The organism is Clostridium sp. C2-6-12 (assembly GCF_009928485.1).
Lineage (GTDB): Bacteria > Bacillota > Clostridia > Clostridiales > Clostridiaceae > Clostridium.
Map to the genome: position 1 here is coordinate 299146 of NZ_JAABNP010000001.1, position 20380 is coordinate 319525.

Below are 20380 nucleotides of genomic sequence, written 5' to 3' on the forward strand. Positions count from 1 at the left end.
ATGGAAAAAAGTAAAGAAAGGGTGACAATATGAGATGTTTTGATTTAGATTGGATTAAGATAGAAACCAAACAGCAAAAAAAGTATTTATTATTAATAATAATCTCTGTTTTTTTATCTGTAATTCTTACACTAATAACGTATCCAGGTATACTATATTCGGATTCTTGCGTTCGATGGGATTCAGTGTTTAAAATATTATCATCAAGTTCAAAGTTTAATTTTAAAGAAATTGATAGCTGGATTAGTATTACTCCACAGTTTTTTATGGCTATATTGTATATGATTACTTATAATATATCATCATTTACAATAATTCAAAGTTTTTTATTTTTTTTAACTACGTTTATTCTAATTGATAAGTGTGTGTTTGGAACCTATAAATTATTTGCAATAATTATATTTATTATAACACCAATTTTTTATACCTTTAGCGTATATCATTCTACAGAAGTGGGATTCATAATTGGAAGTAATTTGTACATATTGCTTGTCGTAAATTTTAATGAAGATAATCCAAAAATAAAAAAAGTTATACATTTTTTATTTTTGGTACTATCATCTTATTGCATGTTCGGATTTAGACAAAATGCATTTACTGTATTACCAATATTTTTTTTGATTTGTGTATATTTTTATAGAAAGAAAAAAAATATTCATTTGCTTTTATTAAGAGTCAGCGCATTGCTTATGGGATTAAGTTTGGTTTTTATGGTTCCTAGTATATTAAATATAAAAGTTTATGATAGTTCTACAGCAGGATTTTCTTGGGAGATTCTTTCTACCATTAATCAATTGGGACAAGAATCTAAAATAGAATATATTAATTATTTAGATGAAATTGGAGGTCAAGGAAGTACAAATGCTGCATTGCAAAAGAACGCTGAGAATAATGAAAGTGTTAATCCTTGGCTTTGGAGTATTCTTAAACCTGATATTATTGGTGAATCTAATAACGCCCAAAAGGTAAAAGAAAAATATTTTGAGTTAATGAAAAATGAACCAAAGGCTTTTTTAAAAAATAAATTTAAATTCATTTTAAGCAATTTAGGTATTACACATGAATTGGCTGACTTATTGGAGTACAATGTACCTGACAGTAATTATATTAAAATAAATAATACTAGTCTAAGAACAAATTTTATCAAAAGTTATCATCTTTTTCATAGTGCGTTCTCAGTAATTCGCCAGCCGTATATATGGTTTGTTTTGGGCATACTGGCAGTGTGTTATGCAAAAATAATTAAACATGAATCTTTTATTATGCTAGCATTTCTCTTACTAATTTCAGTTTTTTATTATGGAGGTTTTATAATTAATACACAAAGTTTTGAATTCAGATATTTTTTCCCATCTTTTTACTATTTATTTTTAGTATTTATTTTAGGACTAATGATATTGTTTAGTAAGATTAGTTCCTATATATATCGATATTATGCTAATGGTAATAGTTTAAAGCGTGTATTTTATAGAATTGATTAATAAATACGTAGGAGATGTAAAAGTGAACAGGAAAATAAGAAAGGCAGTAATACCTGTTGCAGGTCTAGGTACGAGATTTTTATCTGTAACAAAAGTTCAACCAAAAGAAATGCTTCTTATAGTTGACAAGCCAACAATTCAATATATTATTGAAGAGGCATTGCTTTTGGAATAGAAGAAATTCTTATTATTACAGGTAGAAACAAGAAGTGTATTGAAGATTACTTTGATAAGTCTGTAGACCTTCAAAAGGAGCCTAAAGGATTAGGACATGCTATACGTTGTGCTAAGACATTTGTTGGAGACGTACATTTTGCAATTCTTCTTGGAGATGATATTGTTTATAATACTGAAACACCATGTTTGAAGCAGCTCATTGATTGTTATAATGAATATAAAACAAGTATATTAGGTGTGCAGACTGTAGCAGAGGAACATGTATCCAAGTATGGTATAGTTGATGGAATACCTGTAGAAAACGAAGTGTCTAAAGTAAAAGGACTAGTAGAAAAACCAGAAGTTGATGAAGCGCCTTCAAATATTGCAATATTAGGGAGATACATAGTTACTCCAAGAATATTTGATATTTTAGACAATACTAGACCTGGTAAAGGTTATGAAATTTAATTAACAGATGCTTTACTAGAACTTATTAAAGAAGAAGCAATGTATGCATATAACTTTGAAGGCAGAAGATATGATGTGGGGGATAAACTCTGATATTTACAAGCTACTGTGGAATATGCACTTAGAAAGCCAGAACTTAAAGATGAATTTGTAAAGTATTTAGAAACAGTAATTTAAGAAGTGGTAGTCCGTTGTATAATAATGGTAAAAGAGGTTATGGGATTAAATAAAAAGCATGACCTCTTTTTTGTAAAGATATTGATGGTTGTAAGTGTTGATTTGCAATTAAAAGTACTGTACAATCCACAATTTACTTATAGATTATAATATTTCTTGTCAGCGGAATAATTGGTACTGAGCCTATTATAGAGATCGGTTATTGATGAATAAAACTACAATATATAATATAAATAGTTGATTTTAAATTGATTTACTTTAGACCAACATTTTTTGCTAATTAATAAAAAAGGCGAAAGCGAAAGCTTTTAAACTACTGAATCTGTTATGGCATGCAACATTATAATTTGCAGAAAAACAAATTTGGTCATTGAACCAATTTGTATTATAATGGTTCACGAGGTGATTGAACAATGAAAAAAATACTTATAACAATTTTTGTGGTAATAATGATGTTTTCCATGATAGGCTGCGAAAAGAAGGTTGAAACAGTTAAAACAACGGATGAAAAATATGCAAATGCAGAGGGGATAGTAGAGGAACCACCAATCCATGTTGAAGAGGTTCCTGTAACATTTATAGATGAAAATAATACTGTAAAGGCTACCTTTGTTAATAATACAGATAAGGATATAACATCATATAAAGTAACTGGAACAGTAAAAAGCACTGGCAAGAAAATATATTTTGATTCTGATAACAAGGTTAATTCTAAAAAAACATCAGATAAAATAGAGCCTAGAGACTCAATAGAAACAAATAAAGATGATATTGAAATTATTAGATATGAATTTGGCTTTACTGATGAAAAAGGATTAGATAGGATTGTACAATATAGCTGTTCAACAAAAAAATATATTTTAATATAAAAGGAATTATATTTGATTATAGAATATTTTTATTTAAGAAAGTGACTTGGTCTGTTATGGAAGACTAGTTGCTTTCTTTCAGCATAATTTGGGTAAAATACTAGTATAGATACTTTTATTTTTTATTCAAGTTGCATTGAGGATAGTGAATCTAATTAAAGTAGGGATAAAATAGTGATTAAATTAAATTAAATTAAGGATAAAATTAGTAATATAGAAGGAGATGCGTAAGTTAAGTGAAAAAAATAGTATTAGTATTAATATGTTGTTTATGTATAGCATTTATATTTTTCAATTCAAGCAAAACAGGAACTGCATCAAATAATATAAGTGAAAATATAGTAAATCGTGTTGTAACTATGCTTAAAGAAAGCGATTATTTAGATTCTGATATTATAGATAAAGTAAAGGAAAGAGGAATAGACAAATCTGACTTAAATGTATTAGTCAGAAAAAGTGCTCATGCTTTTGAATTCTTTCTTTTAGCTGTAGTTGTTTTTATAACCATTAGTTTTGCAAAAGTTAATAAAGTAGAGGCTTTTATTTATCCATTATTTGTGGTTCTGTTGTTTGCAGTATTTGATGAACTTTTTCAAAAATATGTTCAAGGTAGAACCTCAAGCTTAATTGATGTGTTAATAGATTTTAGTGGAGGAATAATTGGAACTACATTAAGTAATATGGTCTTTGCATTGGGAAGTAAAATTAAAAATAAAGATAGAAAAGGCAGAAGAAGCAATAAAGCAGACAGAAACTAAAGACTATGATTTAGAACTTAGAAGTGAAGAGCATAAAAACATTATAAAGTACCGCATTAGCTTTTATAAAAAAGATTGCATTATTATAAAAAATAGATAAAAAATTGCTGGAAACTTTCGTTCCCAGCAACATATCTGAATTTTTAAATTTAGGAAAGTATCTTATATGCAATTTTGCTAAGAGCACGCAGAATTGCATATTAATAGTATTAACTGTTTATATTATCCAATCCAAGCTCCGCTAGCACCTAATCTATAACCATTAACAGTTGTATTAGCTAACATAGCTCCTGAGCCATTTAAGTAGTACCAAGTACCATTATCATTTATCCAACCAGTCTTCATAGAACCTTTTGGTCCGCCTGTATATGGAGATAAGTAATACCAATTACCGTTGTCATTTATCCAGCCAGTAACCATAGCTCCAGAGCCAGCTGAGTAGTACCAAGTACCATTGTCATTTATCCAACCAGTTTGCATAGCTCCTGATGATGGATTGAAGTAGTACCAAGCATCTCCGTCTTGATACCAGCCTGTAGCCATGATTCCATCAGCTTTCATGTAGTACCAAGCTCCACCAAGGTTAATCCATTTAGAAACAATTTTATTTCCTGCTGCATCATTGTAAGTCCAAGTTCCATCAGTTCCTTTAACCCATCCAGTTACAACTGCTGGAGTAACTGCTGTAGATTCATCTTGAGTTTTCTTAGTTCCTTCTTGAACTGTTGTGTAAACTTCATTATCTTCATCCCAAGCAATTAAGTTGTTGTCGTCATATACATCTATATGATCAAATGATCTATCTGTAGTGTACATTTCTTTCTTTTCAGTTCCATTGAACTTAGTGATAGTACCTTTACTTATTACCCAAGTGTTTCCATTAACGTCATATGCGATTGCTGTGTGTCTTGTACCATCTTTAATATCTATATCGCTATCCCCATCTTTCTTAGCTATATAAACATCAACATTTTTCTTACTACTATCTTTAGTATCAATTTTGTCTTTTCTTAAAACAATCTTGAATACTTTAACTTTATCTTTATCTCCATTGTCATCTTTAGATCCAATTATATATAAATTGCCATCTTTAACTGTGATATTTTCTAAATCAAATCCATCTTCGTTACCATTTACTAAGAAGTTGTATGCAACTTTAGAATCATCACAATCGTATATAGTATTGTTATCTAATTGATATGAATCAACGCTCTTTGGAAGGTAAGCACCGTCTTTAGTGTCTCCTTGAGCTTTTGATATCTTTTGGATGAAGTATTGTTCATTTACTGCATATCCTGTTTCTGATACTGCAACTTTAGCTAAAGCATAGATATAATCTTTATCTTGATTTAATGCATAAAGATTTTCTAAGTTAACAGTGATATTATAATCTTGATTTGCTTTATCGTATTCTTTAACTCTTACTGTTTTCTTTGCAGCTTGGCTATAGATATACATGTTAGCTGTAGCTGAAGCATCGATATACTTACCTGATCCGTTAACGAATCCAGTGTAATTTCCTCTTACTCCGATTAAACCGTTGCTTTGAACTTTACCGTCTACTAGGTATAATACAGCTTTTGTGCTTGATTGAGTTTTACTTATTTCATTAGTGATTATAGCTTGAATTGCTTTTTGTCTTGCGAAAGCATCTGATACTGAATCACCTAATTTTCCATTAGCAATTGCTGTTTTTAATGCTGCATTTGCTACTGCTACACTTATAGTTCCTGATACTGATCCATCAGCAGAAACACCTGTTATTCCTGCATCTGTATAAGTAGAAAGAGTTGCTACAGCTGGGTTAGCTACTAATGTATTTACTGCTTGTACAGTTGTTGCTCCAAGTGGTGCTTCATCTCCAATTACTGCTATTGCATTTAATCTTGCTGTATATGCAGCATATGTTGCTGGATCTGAATCCTTTATAACAGCTACTGCATCTCTAGCAGCTTTAACATCTACTTGTAATCTTGTACCTTCTGCTTTAATAACTTTATCTAAAGCTAAACCAGCGGCAGCTCCTGTAGTTTGTTCTCCAGCTCCAAGACCGTCTACAACTGTGTAATGGCTTAAAGCAACAGTTGCATCAACATGTCCAGTTTTCTTAGCAGTTCCTGTGATTTGGTTTAAAGTTGCATCATATTTGATAGTAGTAACATCAAATACACCTGTATCTGTAGTAACATTGTAAGCAAAATCTGGATCTCCAACTAATGCTGCAACAACTTTTTGTGCAAATTCAGCTTTAGTAGTTGTAGCAGGATAAGTTAAGAATGCTCCATTACCAACTTTATATGTTCCTGTTGTTGGAACTGTTGATGGTAATTGTATAGTGAATTTAGCAGCAGTATCAACGTTTCCTACTATAGAACCTGTATTTGTTCCGTTGTTTTTGTCACCTTTAGCTGTATATTGGTACCAAACTTCTCCGAATCTGTTTCCAAATACGTTTAAGTTGTAACCATCTCTGCTTTTGATAGTTCCAGAATATTGATCTCCTAGGTCAACTGTATCCCAGCTACTAGTTAATGAATATCTATCAGTTTTCTTTAAAGCTGATCTTAATTTACTTTTAACTTCATCTGCTTTATCTTCTGGAGTTTCATCATCAACGATTTTTCCTGTTGATAAATCAACTAAATATTGGTCATTCCCATCTTGAGCATAAGCGTACTTTGTACCATATTTAGCTTTTAATTCATAATCTCTTAGATCATCATTGAATTTTTCTTTTTCTGCACTACCGTTGTTGTAGTAAATACCGTTGTCATCTTCATCTGTTCTGTATCCTTCATAGATGTATTTTCCGTTGTCGTAAGCGAAAGCTTGTCCTTTGATGTGACCATCTTTAACCCCTAATCTTGTAGAAGCCATTGCTGGTACAATTGACATAACTGAAGCAGCAGCCACTAATAATGCTGTAATTTTGTTAGCTCGTTTGAACATAAAATTTCCTCCTAATTTTTTGTAATCAATCGACATTATGAAGAAATATTATATCTATATTAAAGATAATATAAAAAATAAATAAATAACGACATAATGTCTCTTGAAAACCTATATTTTTCTCTCTCGGTATATAATACAATTAAAAAACATTATTTGGGTACCTTTTTGATATTATTCCACATTTTATATTTATTAACTATAAATGAATTACTAAGTAATTTTTAATATAATAAGAAAAATAGATATTATTTTAAAACGTTGATAAGCAATCAAGAAAAATAATATAGCTTAAAGTATTTATAGGTATTTATTAATATTTTTATTAGTGTACTAGATGATTCTAGTAATACCTTAAATGAGAATTGAAAAGTAATAGCCTAAATTAAATTAATTTAATATTATAATATTTTATTATTATGCTAGACGTCTAAAGTTTATTTATGCTATATTCACATTATAAACTTTAAAGTAACTTTAAAGTCAAGACGTATATATTTAAAATATAACTTCATACAGGAGTGGTTTATATGAAAAAAAGAAATTATATAGGGAAAATTTCAGAAGTACTTAAAATTCCTTCTTCTACATTGCGATATTGGGAAGATCAATCACTTGTTGAATTTCCAAGAGATAAAGACAACAACTACCGATCCATTTCTTTAAAGACAATATTAAGAATTTGGGATATTATACTGTATCGAAACCTTAACATTCCATTGAAACAAATTAAGTTAATGCGACAGATGAATATTGATGAATTAGAATTTATTATAGGTCAAAATAGAAAAAAGCTTATTGAAGAATTAGCTAGCCTAGAAAAAGCCGTTAAAAAAATTGAAACAAAAGAAAAAAGTATTGAGAAAATCAAATATTATAAATCCAACCCTTGCTATATAGAAAAATATATTTTCCCTCCAATTAAATTATTCAATTATTCTAAAAATTACTTGAGTAAAGAAATGACACAATTCTACATTTCAGATGTTGATGATTTTGTAATAGTTATTGATTCTGAAAAATCAATTGCAGATTATGGAATGTTTGTATCTGAAGAAGAGGAGAAGAATATTTTTAGAGATAAAGATAGCTGTGAAAAATTATATTTAAAGGGCTTGTTAAAAGTTGATGGTGATGATATTAATAATAAGAACAATTGTAATGAATTAATACTTAATGCTGAAAAATTGGGATACAAAACAGGTACTATAATCGGAAAATACCTGATTTCTGCTTGTGAGGATAAAAGATATGATTATTATGAAGCATGGGTGGAATTACTTTAAGTAAGAAAATTTATATAAAGGAAAATGGATTATTGTTATTTGGGCCCCAGGAGGGCAAAATAGACCATATAAATCTCCAAAGGATTTTCATTCTAAAGCAAAGGATTATAAATTGTATGTTAGACGCTATTCTAGTACTGTTCCGGCTAAACAAGATGAGGAGAGAGAATTATATAATTTAGCTGGAAATATACCATTTGATGATAGAGTGCATTACACTTCAGAAGTATCAGATTTAAAGCTAAATCTAATAAAAGAGTATCTTGGGGATGTAGAAAGCGATTTGTACCATAAAGTTAGTGATATACCTATTGAAAAGATATTTGCAGGACCTATTCATGAGCAAATCAGAAATATTCTAAAGTATATAAAGAATACAATAATAAGAGAAAAAGTTATTAAAGTGGCTGGTCAGGCAGAAGCGATAAGGGTATTTAATTATCCGTATGCAGCAATAGAAGAAGCTATTGTAAATGCAGTATATCATAGAAGCTATGAGGAAAGAAATCCAATAGAAGTTAGAATTGATAAAGATAGGATTACTATAGTAAGTTATCCAGGACCAGATAAATCAATAAAAAAATCAGATATAGATAGTGGGCAAGTGATTGCAAGAAGGTATAGAAATAGAAGAATTGGAGACTTTTTGAAAGAATTAAAGCTGACAGAAGGCCGAGCAACAGGTATTCCTAAAATAATTAAGTCTATGAAGATAAATAAATCACCAAAACCTATTTTTGATACAGATGATGATAGAACATATTTTTTAGTGAATTTACCTGTTAATAAATATTTTATTGAAGATGAGGCCCAAGATAAATCAATAAAGGAAATTGATATAATAAATATAGATAATTTGAATAAGACTGAATTAAAGTTAATTAAAATATTAAAAGAATCAGAGAAATCAAAAAAAGAAATTGCTTTGGAGTTAGGATATAAATCAATTACCGGAAATCTAAAAAAAGCGATAGATAATTTGCTAAATCAAGGATTGATAGAATATACTATTCCTCATAAACCAAAAAGTAAAAATAAAAAATATAAAATAAAAGAGACCTGATACCTTATTGAGTCAGATCTTTGTATAACAATGGAAAGAGGCCACGCATAAAAGCAAGCATGACCTCTTTTTCATTGAGTTTTTTGTTTTAAGCAAATATATTAGAGGATATAATATATTATAATAAGAAAATTGACTATAGAATTTAAAAGAATAAAGGATACCTCATCTAAAACTATGAATGAAGGTGTTCGTGATCCATTATCAAATTAAGTTGTAGAGGGGGCGATATACTTGTGCATAAACATTAATAGACATCTAAAAGGATATCGAAATAAATATAAAGTGGATTACTGCCTTGAGGAAGGGAAAATTCTGCATCTATTTGAGTTTGATGAAAAAGAGATATTTCATATAAGTGAAACAGGTAATTCATCGTTTTACAGGTCAGATATAAGAAACTTATTGGAGGAATTTAAAGTATTTGAAAATATAAAAGACAAAGTAAATATAGAGAAGAAATCTTTTGAACGAATGATAATAGAAGCAGTTGAGGATTTTTATGAACATGAGTTCAGAGATAAGTTTAGTAAGAACCAGTATAGAGCATATCTTCGCAAGAAAAAAGAAAATGAAATTTTACAAGATATGATCTATTATGAAGAAGAATATGGTGAAAATTTTAATGATGAAGAACATTTTAAAATGTGGTATGTAAATATAATTAACTACAACTACAACACAAAATTTGATACATATAATGAAGCTAAAAGATATCATAAATCTGAAGGATGGAAGAAGCTAAGAGGTGAAAGTAAATCTAACTTTTATGATTTAACATCAGAGGAAGCAGAGATTTTCAAAGAAGTGCTTAAGATAGGATTTAGTAAACTTGCTAAGAAATATCATCCTGATGTAAATGGGGATAGTGATAAGATGAAGTTGCTAAATAGTTTAAAAGAGAAAATCAAATAAAGCAGAATATCTTAATATTTCAAAATCTATGCTACTTTTAATTCTTTCTTTGCATTGTTATAATATTGTTCTGGTCACAGTTTAGCAATAAAAACGATAAAGATGACAGAGAAGGTGAATTCAAGGAATAAATCTTATCTGCTTTTTTGTTTTAAGGAAGGATAATCAATATGTTGAAAAATCTTATCTGTTTTTTTGTTTTAAGCGATTGGGTTATAGGATATAATATTAAGAAAAGACGTGAAGCGGGAAATAAAACTATGCCTAATAAGAGAGGAGGGTTATTAAATGAATAAGACTATACAAATAGGAATATCTGATTTTAGAGAATTAATAGAAAGAAATAATTACTTTGTAGACAAAAGTTTATTAATAAAAGAATTTATAGAAAATGGAGCTAAGATTATTTTAACCCCAAGACCAAGACGTTTTGGGAAGACGTTAAATTTAAGTATGCTCAGATATTTCTTCGACATAAGAGAAAAAGAGGAAACAAAAGATTTATTTAGAGGGCTAAAAATAGAAAATGAAGCAGAAATAATGAAGCTTCAAGGAGAATATCCAGTTATTTTTATTACCTTTAAAAATCAAAAGCATATAAATTATGAAGAATTTTTAGAAGGAATGAGTAATCTCATATCTAATTTATATAGAGAATATGAATACTTGTTAGATAGTACTAAATTAACGGAAAATGACAAAGGAAAATATCAAGCTTATTTAAAAGAAGAGATTAATACAGCTACATTACAAAATGGTATAAGTGATTTAATGTATTATTTAAATAAACATTATGGAAAAAAAGTAATGTTATTTATAGATGAATATGATGTGCCTATTCAAGAAGCATACCTACGTGGATATTATGAAGAAATGATAGTAATAATAAGAAATTTATTAACTGCAGCACTTAAAGATAATTTATATGTTGAAAAATCATTAATAACAGGAATACTTAGAGTTGCAAAGGAGAGTATTTTTTCTGGATTAAATAATCTCCAAGTAAATACCATATTGGGTTTTAAGTTTAATGAGCAATTTGGATTTACAGAAGAAGAATTAAAAGAACTCTTAAAATATTATAATTTAGATGATAAATGTGAAGACATAAGAAAATGGTATAATGGTTATATTTTTGGAGGGGAAGTAATATATAATCCCTGGTCTGTATTAAATTATATTGATAATAATAATGCTGGATTTATGCCTTATTGGATTAATAGCAGCAGCAATGATTTAATTAAAAAACTTCTTCTTCAAGGTGACAATAATATGAAGTTAGAACTTGAAGAACTTATAGATGGAAATTCTATAAATAAAATGATTGATGATAATATAGTAATGTCAGAAGTTGAAGATTCAAGTGAGAATATCTGGAGCTTCCTGTTAATGAGTGGGTATTTAAAAGCTACAAAAACTGAAGTGATAAGAGGCAGATTGAACTGTGAACTTAAAATTCCTAATGAAGAAGTCCAAATATTTTATGAAAATTTAATTGTAAAATGGTTTAAAGAAACATTAAATAATCAAAAATATAATACTATGTTGACTGCTTTAATTACCAAAGACCTTGAAGTGTTTGAAGAAATATTTAGTGATTTTGTAATGATGAATATGAGTTATTTTGATCCATCAGGAAAAGAACCAGAAAAGGTGTATCATGCTTTTGTACTTGGAATGATAGTATCTCTTGCAGATAAATATGAAGTTAAATCCAACAAAGAAAGCGGTTATGGTAGATACGATGTTATGCTGATTCCAAGAAATCCTTCAAAGCTTGGAATTATTATTGAATTTAAAAGAATAAAAGATACTTCACCTAAAACTATGGATCAAGGAGTTAAGGAAGCCTTAGACCAAATTGAAGAAAATAAATATGAAGCTGAACTTCAGGATAGAGGCATAACTCATATATGGAAATTGGCAATTGTATTTAAAGGGAAAAGTGTTAAGATTGTAGAAGAATAATATTTTTTTGGGGGTCAGACCCCTGGGGAAAATTCCCAGGGGTCTGACCCCCATATTTATCATTAATCTACAGTAAACTTAGTGATTTTTCTTTCAGTCATCTTAGCATCAGCCTTTGATACTAAAGCTCCTGTTGGTGTAAGAAACACATTCTTAGCAATTATTGTGTCCATTAGGGCATTAGCTTGAGCTTCTGTAAATGTTGATTTAACACCATTTATGCTGATAGTTGTTTTGCCACCCTTTTCAGTTGCAAAAACCATTGTTAATACATATTCCATTTAAAATTCACCTCCTTCTTGTAATACACAATTTGAGAAACATTCCTATGAAGTTTGAAAAAGTATTTAAAAATTCCGTAGGAATTTTATCCTTAATCGGTAACACACTAATCGGTAACATGCTACCCATAAAGGGCATCAATCATAAATTGAAAATTGTCAATTTCCTAGCTGTTCACTAAGTCAGATGATACATTTAAAGATACATTTCTAGAATTTGCTTCTAAAACATCTTTAATAGCTGTAGCAACATCATAAGCATTTTGTGGGTCTACATCGTTTCTTAAGTGTGAGAAAGTTCTTTTAGAATAGATTGGATCACCACTTTTGTCAGCGCCTTTTTGAACTTCAATGTTAAGTGAAGTTTCAGTTATAACTTTATTTATAGCCATTTTTTTCACCTCCTTTCTGTTGGTTCATAAAATATATATGGGTATATTGGAAAGTTAACACGGAAAATTAAAAAAATTATGAAATTTTTTTGGAAACTGTATTTTCTTCACCATTTTCAATAATCATGCCAGTTTTTGCTGAGATTATATTATTTAGCTTACTAATGGAATTTGTTAAGGAATCGATTTGTTTTTCTAAGCGAATCAATAAATAAGCACTGACTGCTACAGGGAAACCAACATTTCCTATAAGGCCTATCAATTCATTAATAGTCATAAGTATCACCTCCTCATATACAGTTTTTTATATAATTTTTACACTACCTATACAGTATGGATTTTAAAATATATATAATAGTTAAATGATCAAAAATGAATAATGAATAGTAAATCCTTGAACATTTATCATCAATTAATTTAATTTATTAGAACCTAGTGTAAAAGCTAATATATTGCACAACCCATATGGTTCTTTAACTTATTTAATATAGTTTGTTTCTTCTTACTGGCAGTGGAATAGCACATGTTTTTCCAATAAGCATATGTTCTTAAAGATGAGTTATTAAAATAAACAAAAATGATTAATTCCCTTTCCTCTTGAGATAAACTATCCATAGCAGTTTTCAGAAGCTGTGAAGCTGTTTTATTCCAGAGCATATCATCTAAAGCATCCATCTCTGATGGAAGTATATGTTCTAAATTATCTGATAAAATGAGAGCTTCTTTGCCTTCTGTGGCACTTCTTTTAACACTTCTTTCAATTAAATCATTTATGCTTCTTCTTATTCCACTCATAGCATAGCCTACAAATCTATGCCTATCTAAATTGTAAGCAGAAACACAGTTAAATAAGATTCTGTAACATTCATTTTGTATATCTTCCTTGTCATAACCATTTATAAAGGTTTTGCTGGAAAGATTTAATATGAAGGGTTTGAAATTTTCAGCTAATTTTTCCTTTGATAATTTGTTTTCAGCTTTAGCAGCTGCAACTAAAGCTTCAATTTCGTTGAAATTCATAAAGTAATACCTCCTAAATTAAATAATTTTATGAGTTTTAGTTTTACTTTATATATGGTTTTAGGGAAATTTTACCATAAAATATTTAAAAAATTGGTTTTAAAGCAGTAAACTATATGTTTCATGTCGCTTTATATATAAAATCTATTAAATTTGATAAAAATAAATGTAAATGGCTAAATTAAGGTATTTTGAACAAATAAGAGGTTGGAAAGTGTAATGAAATTTATATAAAATACATTTAAGGGAATTATTTACAACGAGGTTGGATAATTTGAAATTATAAAATATGGAGGCAAAATACTATGGAGAGACTTTTAATTGAATGTCAGGAAATATTTATGAATAGCGAGGTCAATGAGAGAATAAGGTATTTGAGAAAAATGAGAAATTTAACAATAAAACAAGCAGCGGAGTTAAGTATTACAACTGAAAAGTGTTGGTCAGACTGGGAGAATGGAAAATCAATTCCTAGAAGAGGAAGTAAAAAAATAATAGCAGCAGCACTTGGGGTTAGTGAAGAATTAATATTTGAAAATCCAAAGAAATATGATTTTAATAAGATGAAAGAAATGATAAGTGAAAAATATAATGATATTAATGACGTTTCAAATAAAATGTTTCAACCAATATAATGAAAACGTTTTGTTGAGGTGAATATTATCTAATGTTAACGTATTTAAAATTAAATATATATGTTGCAATTTTAATTCTTCATTTAAAGTAGGCGATTGTAATTTATTTTGGATAGATTGTTTTTTGTGCAGATAGGAGAAATTGAAGTGGTGAAAAGTAATATTTTAAAAGAATTTAGAAATGGAATTGATGGGTTAGATATTGCTGCAATTATGGGCTTGGACAAAAATAAAAATTTAGGTGATGTTTACTTAGAGAAGCTAAACTCAATTGATGAAATTACAAAATATGGTGGCATTTTAGAAAAAACAAGTGAAGCTGATTATTGGAATTTAACTTTTGAAGAAATGATTGCAAGAGAATATTCACTTAGAAGTAATAGGAAGATCAGAAAAGGAAATAAGCAGCTAATAGATGAGGAACATGATTTTATAGTATCCAATATTAATAGAAAGGTGGTTGGGGAAAACTCCATTTTAATTTGTAAATGTGAAAGTATATTTTTTGCTGTTAACTGGAAGGGGGAGGAGGTGCCAGCTGGATATGTCCTTGAAGCCCAACATTCCATGAGAGTTTCTAAAGCTGAGAAATGCTATGTAGCATCATTACTTGGTGGTAAAAAATTTGTATATAAAGAAGTTTTAAGAGATGACAAGGTAATTGATATGATTGTTCAAATAGAAAAAGATTTCTGGGTTAATAATATTTTAAATAGAATTCCGCCTAAGGAATAAGAAAGAAGACAATGTATTAACATAAAAAAATGGAAACGTGTTTATAATCTATAGGAAGTAATGACTAATAAAACAATATGTTAATAAACTCACAAATTCATAAACTTATAAGATTTTATATTCATAAATTTATATATGGTTTCATATAAGCAATTGAAAGAAAATAATGAGTAAAATAAGAGCGAAAGTAAGAAAGAAAATAAGAAGCATATTAAAAAGGAAAATAAAAGGCCTAAAATTAACAAAAAAGAGGAGGTAGAAAGGAATGGCTACAAAACTATATAATTCTCATTTATCAAAAATAATATTTGAATGCAATGAATACTACATTATTGATACTTATATATCTTTAGCAGCCATTTCTACTGAAATTGATTCAAAATATATTATTCAAACCTCTACAAGCTCTAAGGCTGATCTCGTAGCTTTAGTTCGTCGCAATTTAAAGGTTTCTTATAAAACTGTATTTAATTGTATAAACAAATTAATTGAAAAATCAATTTTAGCTTTTGATTACGCATTAGATAGCTGGGTTTTAGTTGATATGGAGAATATGACAAAAGCTAAAGGTAGCTTAAAGAGTGATTTAAACTCTACTACAGTTAAAGAAAAGTCTGTTCTAACTGGTTATACTAATATAAGAAAATTCTTTTTCACTTCTGAATTCAGAAATATGAAAGCTCGTGAAAAGAGACTTATGATGTACATGTCGGCTCTTAACGATTCTAAAGCTTCAAAATTTCATGATGGTTTTTCTATAAACCTATTAAAATTCAATAGCACCTGGATGAAAGTTTTAAAGACTAAATGTAAATACTACGCAAAATATACTATTGATAAAATGCTTAATAAGTATTCAGAAATATTTAAAAATAATAGTGAAAATGAGCGCTCAAAAGACTTATCTCCTAAGAAAAATGCAAATTTTAAATTCTACTTTGAATGTGAAGTAATTAATACTAAGATTAAAGAAGATGATTATATCGAACTAGTTAAAATTAATAATCCCAATGAATACAATCTTGTAATGGAAAAGGCCAAATTTGCTGAAATAACATTGACTAAAAAGTTAGTGATGCACTTAGTGCGTGCAATAGCTAATCTTAAGGAATGGTTTTTAAAAGAAAGAATCACTCAACTTATAGTAAATAAATATAGAGCTATTCAAATTCATAAAAGCCGCGAGAATATAAAATCATTACCTGCATATGCTGCGGCTGTGGTCAGAAGTGTTGTAAATGAATATAGGGGACTGACCCTTGGGGAAAATTACCAATAAGCAGGGGTTATTAATTTACAATATATTAATGAAGGGATAAACCCTTAGTGAATTTTGAAGAATAAATAAATTATGATGTTCTGAAGAAAGAGATTTTTTAGAATATCTTCTTTAATGTGTCTTAGATGAGAGAGTGATTTCTTGTCTTTTTTTCGTGTAGAAAAATATAGAAGCTTTAAAGATGGTAAGACTTGTAGCGAGTGAAAATAAAGAATTTACAATTGCGGAACAAATAACAACTAAGAAGCAAACTCCAGGCGCGAAAAAATGTAAAGACATTAAATAATTTTCTATAGTTATTAAAATATAGTTTATAATTATTTAATTTGTTTATATTACTATAAAATTTTATATTCTTTTATTTAAAATGTAAATCATCTCCTAGACTTTATATATCAATCTGTTCATAGATATATTATGCAACCATAAATTGTATGTATAGTCTATTAATTGTATGTATATTGTATTAAGTGTAAGAATTAAAGATAAACTGTGAGATAGGAAATTAAGGGGACTGACCCTTGTATAAATTTACCAAGTAAATAAGTAAAGCAGATAAGATGAATTGAAGAAATGAAATCTTATCTGTTTTTTTGTTTTAAGGAGGGGAATGACTCATGGGTAATTGCGGAATTATATCTCGTTTGTTTTTTGTTTAAGATTTTAGAAAAAGGCAAATAATTAAAATAAAAATTTTAATTAAGGGATGATAAAAATGCCAAGAAAAAAACATCAATGGTATGAAGGAGCAAAAATACATGTTACTGCAAGAGGTAATCATCGGAATGCTATTTTTAGAGAAACTATAGATTATCAAGTATATTTAAATTGCTTAAAAGAAGCTGTCGAACATTATGAAAATAAATACTATATAATTGCATATGTCTTGATGATTAATCATGTACATATCGTAGTAGGAACAACAGATAAGGATGTATCTGATTTAATAAAAAGAGCTCATAGCAGATATGCTTGTAATTTTAATAATAAATATAACTATGTAGGCCATCTATTTCAAGATAGATATAAAGGAAAATTAATTAGAGATGATTGGTATATGCTAGAGGTAAGCAGATATGTTCATTTAAATCCAGTAAAAGCAAAGTTAATAGAAAAGCCAGAAGACTATAAATGGTCCAGTTATAATATGTTTATTGGAGAAAAAGAAGATAAATTTATAAATGCAGATATAGTTTTGGATTATTTCAAGGATGAAAATAAGTATAGGTTGTATAAAGAGTTTGTTGAGGGAGGGGTCAGACCCCTGGATGTATTTTCCAATATATAACTACTCTCCGAATTTTTACTTTCTACAAAAATAATGTAGCATTTTGATGGAAGATATTTTTTCAAAAGATATGCAAACATTCATCAAAATACATATATCTTTTATGAAGTACATATATAAGACCTATTATATATAACAATTATTGAAATGAGAGAAAGATACACACCTATATAAAAAGCAGCTATGCTGCAATAGGAAACTTATCACCTATATAAAAAGCAGCTATGCATTTATAAAAAGATTGAGTATGCCACAATTCGGAAATTTTCTGTAACTAAGAACTTATTTGTGGATTTATTTATTACTATATAAATATGAAGGGGTATGATGAAAATGAGAGAAAGAAGATATGTAAAATTCAAATTAGATATATACGACGATACAAAAACTAAGATTATAGATCAAAGACCAGAAAGAGATTTTATTCATTACTTTTTTGCTAGAAGTATTATCTTAGCTGGAAAGGCTGACTGTGAAGGCAATTTGTATATGGCAAAAAATATTCCTTATACAATAGAAACTTTAGCAATAGAGTTTAATAGAGAAGTTACACTTATTAAACTGGCTTTAGATTTATTAATACAGTTAAAAATGATTGAAGTAATACAAGATAATATTTATAGAGTAAAGGGCTTTGTAAAGCATCAAAATATCAAGGTGAAAGAAAATGCTGAGATAAATGATAAAGAAAAGACAAACGCTCAGATTGAAAGTAATAAAGAAGTTGAGATAAATAAGGATAAGCAATTAGAAGATAGCAGAAGAGAAAAGATACAAGAAGAGTTTGAGTATAAAAATAAGCAAATACAAGAAGAAAATAAAGAAATAACTAATGATAATGTAAGGAATACTGATGTTGTTAGTGCTAATATGGAGGATGTGAATATTAATAATAAACAGGCGGTAGACATTGATTTAATTAATATAACAGGTGAAGAAAATATTTATGTGAATTCTGAATCAGATAATATTAGCAATTATCTAGGCAATAAAAATACTCAGGAAAATATCCAGTACAATTCTGAACAGGATAATCAGAATAATTTAGTCGTTTTAGAAACAAAAGATAACCAGAAATCCAAGAAAAAGAGGAAAAGTGAAAGTAAATTGGTTACCGAAATTGCTGCAGATGAAATAGAAGATAAACCTATATTAGTGTTTTTGGATGGAGATATGCCACCATTAGAAGAGGGCGAGCGACTTGTATGGGGTCAGACCCTTGGGTGAATTTACCAGGTTATAAATCTCTTGCTTTCTCCAAGTTGAATTAACTTAAATATTAAAATATAATTATAATAAGAATTAAATATATTTATTGATATAAAATTGATTGGAGTGATTTTAGTGGAACCAGTGATAAAGAATACCAAATTATCATATGAGGCTTACCTAGAGCTTAGGGAAAAAAGTGATAATATATTAGAGTATATAGACGGTATTGTATATATGTCTCCATCACCATCTACTAAGCATCAAAGAATATCAAGTAAACTACATGCAAAGTTATATAATATATTAGAAGGAAAGAGCTGTGAGGTATTTCATGCACCTTTCGATATATTATTAAAGAATGATGAGACTGAAGGAGAAAAGTTAGTAATTCCAGATTTATCAGTAATATGTGATAAAAGCGGTTTTACAGATAATAAGTATATAGGAGTGCCAAGCCTAATAATAGAAATATTAAGTCCATCAAATCAATCTCACGATTTAGTTACAAAATTAAATATATATATGAACTATGGGGTAAAAGAATATTGGATAGTTAATCCTATATTAAATACTGTTATGTTATATACGCTAAACCAAGATAAAATGTATGAACAAAGTATAGTTAAAACTGAAACTGGAATTGTTAAATCAAAACTTTTTGAAGAATTTGAAGTGGATATAGAAGAGTTGTTTTATTAGAATCAACTATTTTAACTCATTAATGCAGAAAGGGGAAAGATTTTAAACCACTCAATCTATTATGAGTAAGCAAGATTATAATTTGCATAAGAACAAGTTTGGTCATTGAAAGCAATTTGTACTATAATGGTTCATGAGGTGATTGAACAATGAAAAAAATACTTATACCAATTTTTGTAGTAATAATGATGTTTTCTATGATAGGCTGCGAAAAGAAGGTTAAAACAATGGATGAAAAATATGCAAATGCAGAGGGAATTGTAGAGGAACCGCCAATTCATGTTGAAGATGTTCCTGTAACGTTTATAGATGAAAATAATACTGTAAAGGCTACCTTTACTAATAATACAGATAAGGATATAACATCCTATAAAGTTACAGCCACAGTAAAAAGCACTGGCAAAAAAGTATATTTTGATTCTGACAAAAAGGTTAAGGCTAAAAAAACATCAGATAAAATAGAACCTAGAGATTCAATAGAAACAAATAAAGACGATATTGAAATTCTTAGATATGAATTTGGTTTTACTGATGAAAAAGGATTAGATAGGACTGTACAATATAGCTGTTCAACAAAAAAATACATTTTAATATAAAAGGAATTATATTTAATTATAGAATATTTTTTATTTAAGAAAGTGACTTGGTCTGAGATGGAAGACTAGTTGCTTTCTTTCAGTATTATTTAATAAATTATGATTAATTTGCTGTATTAAGATTATGGGGGAGAATAGTTTTGTGCAGTC

Annotated in this window: 21 protein-coding genes and 1 pseudogene; 17 read left to right on the top strand and 5 right to left on the bottom strand. The window is 28.5% G+C overall.

All coding sequences use genetic code 11. The features are described from left to right. The first annotated feature begins 29 nt into the window (after positions 1-29). The 5 genes and pseudogenes from GXK56_RS01290 to GXK56_RS01305 all read left to right on the top strand — a co-directional run bounded on the left by GXK56_RS01290 (position 30) and on the right by GXK56_RS01305 (position 3912). A complete protein-coding gene (locus GXK56_RS01290; protein WP_160683830.1) occupies positions 30-1481 on the top strand; it encodes a hypothetical protein in 1452 nt (483 codons plus the stop codon). Positions 1482-1503: 22 nt separating this feature from the next. Further along, a pseudogene (locus GXK56_RS01295) lies at positions 1504-2285 on the top strand (UTP--glucose-1-phosphate uridylyltransferase). A gap of 24 nt (positions 2286-2309) precedes the next feature. After that, positions 2310-2435: a hypothetical protein gene (locus GXK56_RS28470; RefSeq protein WP_279283028.1), complete on the top strand. Its 126-nt coding sequence runs from the start codon at positions 2310-2312 to the stop codon at positions 2433-2435. A gap of 263 nt (positions 2436-2698) precedes the next feature. Beyond that, the gene (locus tag GXK56_RS01300) at positions 2699-3154 is read left to right on the top strand and encodes a hypothetical protein (protein WP_160683833.1); all 456 of its coding nucleotides are present in this window, start codon (positions 2699-2701) and stop codon (positions 3152-3154) included. Between the two features lie 236 nt (positions 3155-3390). Then, positions 3391-3912, top strand: a complete 522-nt coding sequence (locus GXK56_RS01305; RefSeq protein WP_160683836.1) for a VanZ family protein — start codon at positions 3391-3393, stop codon at positions 3910-3912. A gap of 222 nt (positions 3913-4134) precedes the next feature. Here the strand turns inward: GXK56_RS01305 and GXK56_RS01310 are convergent, their stop codons facing one another. Further along, positions 4135-6861: a hypothetical protein gene (locus GXK56_RS01310; protein ID WP_160683838.1), complete on the bottom strand. Its 2727-nt coding sequence runs from the start codon at positions 6859-6861 to the stop codon at positions 4135-4137. Positions 6862-7391: 530 nt separating this feature from the next. On the opposite strand from GXK56_RS01310, the gene GXK56_RS01315 reads away from it, so the two are divergent. The 5 genes from GXK56_RS01315 (at position 7392) to GXK56_RS01330 (ending at position 12093) form a co-directional block, all read left to right on the top strand. Then, the gene (locus GXK56_RS01315; RefSeq protein WP_160683841.1) at positions 7392-8147 is read left to right on the top strand and encodes a MerR family DNA-binding transcriptional regulator; all 756 of its coding nucleotides are present in this window, start codon (positions 7392-7394) and stop codon (positions 8145-8147) included. A gap of 112 nt (positions 8148-8259) precedes the next feature. After that, the gene (locus tag GXK56_RS01320) at positions 8260-9210 is read left to right on the top strand and encodes an ATP-binding protein (protein WP_160683844.1); all 951 of its coding nucleotides are present in this window, start codon (positions 8260-8262) and stop codon (positions 9208-9210) included. Between the two features lie 234 nt (positions 9211-9444). Then, entirely contained in the window at positions 9445-10125 is a 681-nt protein-coding gene (locus tag GXK56_RS01325; RefSeq protein WP_160683847.1) for a hypothetical protein, read from the top strand. Between the two features lie 170 nt (positions 10126-10295). Further along, positions 10296-10421: a hypothetical protein gene (locus GXK56_RS28475; protein ID WP_279283029.1), complete on the top strand. Its 126-nt coding sequence runs from the start codon at positions 10296-10298 to the stop codon at positions 10419-10421. Then, the gene (locus GXK56_RS01330; RefSeq protein WP_160683850.1) at positions 10414-12093 is read left to right on the top strand and encodes an AAA family ATPase; all 1680 of its coding nucleotides are present in this window, start codon (positions 10414-10416) and stop codon (positions 12091-12093) included. The genes GXK56_RS28475 and GXK56_RS01330 overlap by 8 nt, the downstream gene beginning before the upstream one ends. 62 nt (positions 12094-12155) lie before the next feature. Here GXK56_RS01330 and GXK56_RS01335 read toward each other — a convergent pair whose 3' ends face one another. The 4 genes from GXK56_RS01335 to GXK56_RS01350 all read right to left on the bottom strand — a co-directional run bounded on the left by GXK56_RS01335 (position 12156) and on the right by GXK56_RS01350 (position 13786). Further along, positions 12156-12374, bottom strand: a complete 219-nt coding sequence (locus GXK56_RS01335; protein ID WP_160683853.1) for a DUF2922 domain-containing protein — start codon at positions 12372-12374, stop codon at positions 12156-12158. A gap of 167 nt (positions 12375-12541) precedes the next feature. Continuing rightward, positions 12542-12766, bottom strand: a complete 225-nt coding sequence (locus tag GXK56_RS01340) for a DUF1659 domain-containing protein (protein WP_160683856.1) — start codon at positions 12764-12766, stop codon at positions 12542-12544. A gap of 76 nt (positions 12767-12842) precedes the next feature. Then, the gene (locus GXK56_RS01345) at positions 12843-13043 is read right to left on the bottom strand and encodes a YvrJ family protein (RefSeq protein WP_160683859.1); all 201 of its coding nucleotides are present in this window, start codon (positions 13041-13043) and stop codon (positions 12843-12845) included. Positions 13044-13210: 167 nt separating this feature from the next. Next, positions 13211-13786, bottom strand: coding sequence for a sigma-70 family RNA polymerase sigma factor (locus tag GXK56_RS01350; protein WP_160683862.1), 576 nt, complete (start codon positions 13784-13786; stop codon positions 13211-13213). 305 nt (positions 13787-14091) lie between these two features. Here GXK56_RS01350 and GXK56_RS01355 point away from each other — a divergent pair, with 305 nt between their 5' ends. The 7 genes from GXK56_RS01355 (at position 14092) to GXK56_RS01385 (ending at position 20230) form a co-directional block, all read left to right on the top strand. Beyond that, entirely contained in the window at positions 14092-14421 is a 330-nt protein-coding gene (locus GXK56_RS01355) for a helix-turn-helix transcriptional regulator (protein WP_160683865.1), read from the top strand. Positions 14422-14568: 147 nt separating this feature from the next. After that, positions 14569-15156, top strand: a complete 588-nt coding sequence (locus tag GXK56_RS01360; RefSeq protein WP_160683868.1) for a YqaJ viral recombinase family protein — start codon at positions 14569-14571, stop codon at positions 15154-15156. 265 nt (positions 15157-15421) lie between these two features. Further along, positions 15422-16435, top strand: a complete 1014-nt coding sequence (locus GXK56_RS01365) for a hypothetical protein (protein WP_243155976.1) — start codon at positions 15422-15424, stop codon at positions 16433-16435. 715 nt (positions 16436-17150) lie between these two features. After that, positions 17151-17723, top strand: coding sequence for a transposase (locus tag GXK56_RS01370; RefSeq protein WP_160683871.1), 573 nt, complete (start codon positions 17151-17153; stop codon positions 17721-17723). A 333-nt stretch (positions 17724-18056) separates the two neighbouring features. Continuing rightward, complete coding sequence (locus GXK56_RS01375; RefSeq protein ID WP_160683874.1) at positions 18057-18950, top strand: phage replisome organizer N-terminal domain-containing protein; 894 nt, start codon at positions 18057-18059, stop codon at positions 18948-18950. Positions 18951-19067: 117 nt separating this feature from the next. After that, positions 19068-19634, top strand: coding sequence for a Uma2 family endonuclease (locus GXK56_RS01380; protein ID WP_160683877.1), 567 nt, complete (start codon positions 19068-19070; stop codon positions 19632-19634). A gap of 149 nt (positions 19635-19783) precedes the next feature. Next, positions 19784-20230: a hypothetical protein gene (locus tag GXK56_RS01385; RefSeq protein WP_160683880.1), complete on the top strand. Its 447-nt coding sequence runs from the start codon at positions 19784-19786 to the stop codon at positions 20228-20230. The last annotated feature ends 150 nt before the right edge of the window (positions 20231-20380 follow it).

What these genes read in the sequence shown, in the direction of transcription:
- GXK56_RS01330 (WP_160683850.1), top strand. Translation starts at nt 10,414, where the DNA reads ATGAATAAGACTATACAAATAGGAATATCTGATTTTAGAGAATTAATA.
- GXK56_RS01335 (WP_160683853.1), bottom strand. Translation starts at nt 12,374, where the DNA reads ATGGAATATGTATTAACAATGGTTTTTGCAACTGAAAAGGGTGGCAAA.
- GXK56_RS01385 (WP_160683880.1), top strand. Translation starts at nt 19,784, where the DNA reads ATGAAAAAAATACTTATACCAATTTTTGTAGTAATAATGATGTTTTCT.
- GXK56_RS01350 (WP_160683862.1), bottom strand. Translation starts at nt 13,786, where the DNA reads ATGAATTTCAACGAAATTGAAGCTTTAGTTGCAGCTGCTAAAGCTGAA.
- GXK56_RS01315 (WP_160683841.1), top strand. Translation starts at nt 7,392, where the DNA reads ATGAAAAAAAGAAATTATATAGGGAAAATTTCAGAAGTACTTAAAATT.
- GXK56_RS01300 (WP_160683833.1), top strand. Translation starts at nt 2,699, where the DNA reads ATGAAAAAAATACTTATAACAATTTTTGTGGTAATAATGATGTTTTCC.
- GXK56_RS01375 (WP_160683874.1), top strand. Translation starts at nt 18,057, where the DNA reads ATGAGAGAAAGAAGATATGTAAAATTCAAATTAGATATATACGACGAT.
- GXK56_RS01345 (WP_160683859.1), bottom strand. Translation starts at nt 13,043, where the DNA reads ATGACTATTAATGAATTGATAGGCCTTATAGGAAATGTTGGTTTCCCT.
- GXK56_RS28470 (WP_279283028.1), top strand. Translation starts at nt 2,310, where the DNA reads ATGGTAAAAGAGGTTATGGGATTAAATAAAAAGCATGACCTCTTTTTT.
- GXK56_RS01290 (WP_160683830.1), top strand. Translation starts at nt 30, where the DNA reads ATGAGATGTTTTGATTTAGATTGGATTAAGATAGAAACCAAACAGCAA.
- GXK56_RS28475 (WP_279283029.1), top strand. Translation starts at nt 10,296, where the DNA reads ATGTTGAAAAATCTTATCTGTTTTTTTGTTTTAAGCGATTGGGTTATA.
- GXK56_RS01340 (WP_160683856.1), bottom strand. Translation starts at nt 12,766, where the DNA reads ATGGCTATAAATAAAGTTATAACTGAAACTTCACTTAACATTGAAGTT.
- GXK56_RS01355 (WP_160683865.1), top strand. Translation starts at nt 14,092, where the DNA reads ATGGAGAGACTTTTAATTGAATGTCAGGAAATATTTATGAATAGCGAG.
- GXK56_RS01370 (WP_160683871.1), top strand. Translation starts at nt 17,151, where the DNA reads ATGCCAAGAAAAAAACATCAATGGTATGAAGGAGCAAAAATACATGTT.
- GXK56_RS01310 (WP_160683838.1), bottom strand. Translation starts at nt 6,861, where the DNA reads ATGTTCAAACGAGCTAACAAAATTACAGCATTATTAGTGGCTGCTGCT.
- GXK56_RS01365 (WP_243155976.1), top strand. Translation starts at nt 15,422, where the DNA reads ATGGCTACAAAACTATATAATTCTCATTTATCAAAAATAATATTTGAA.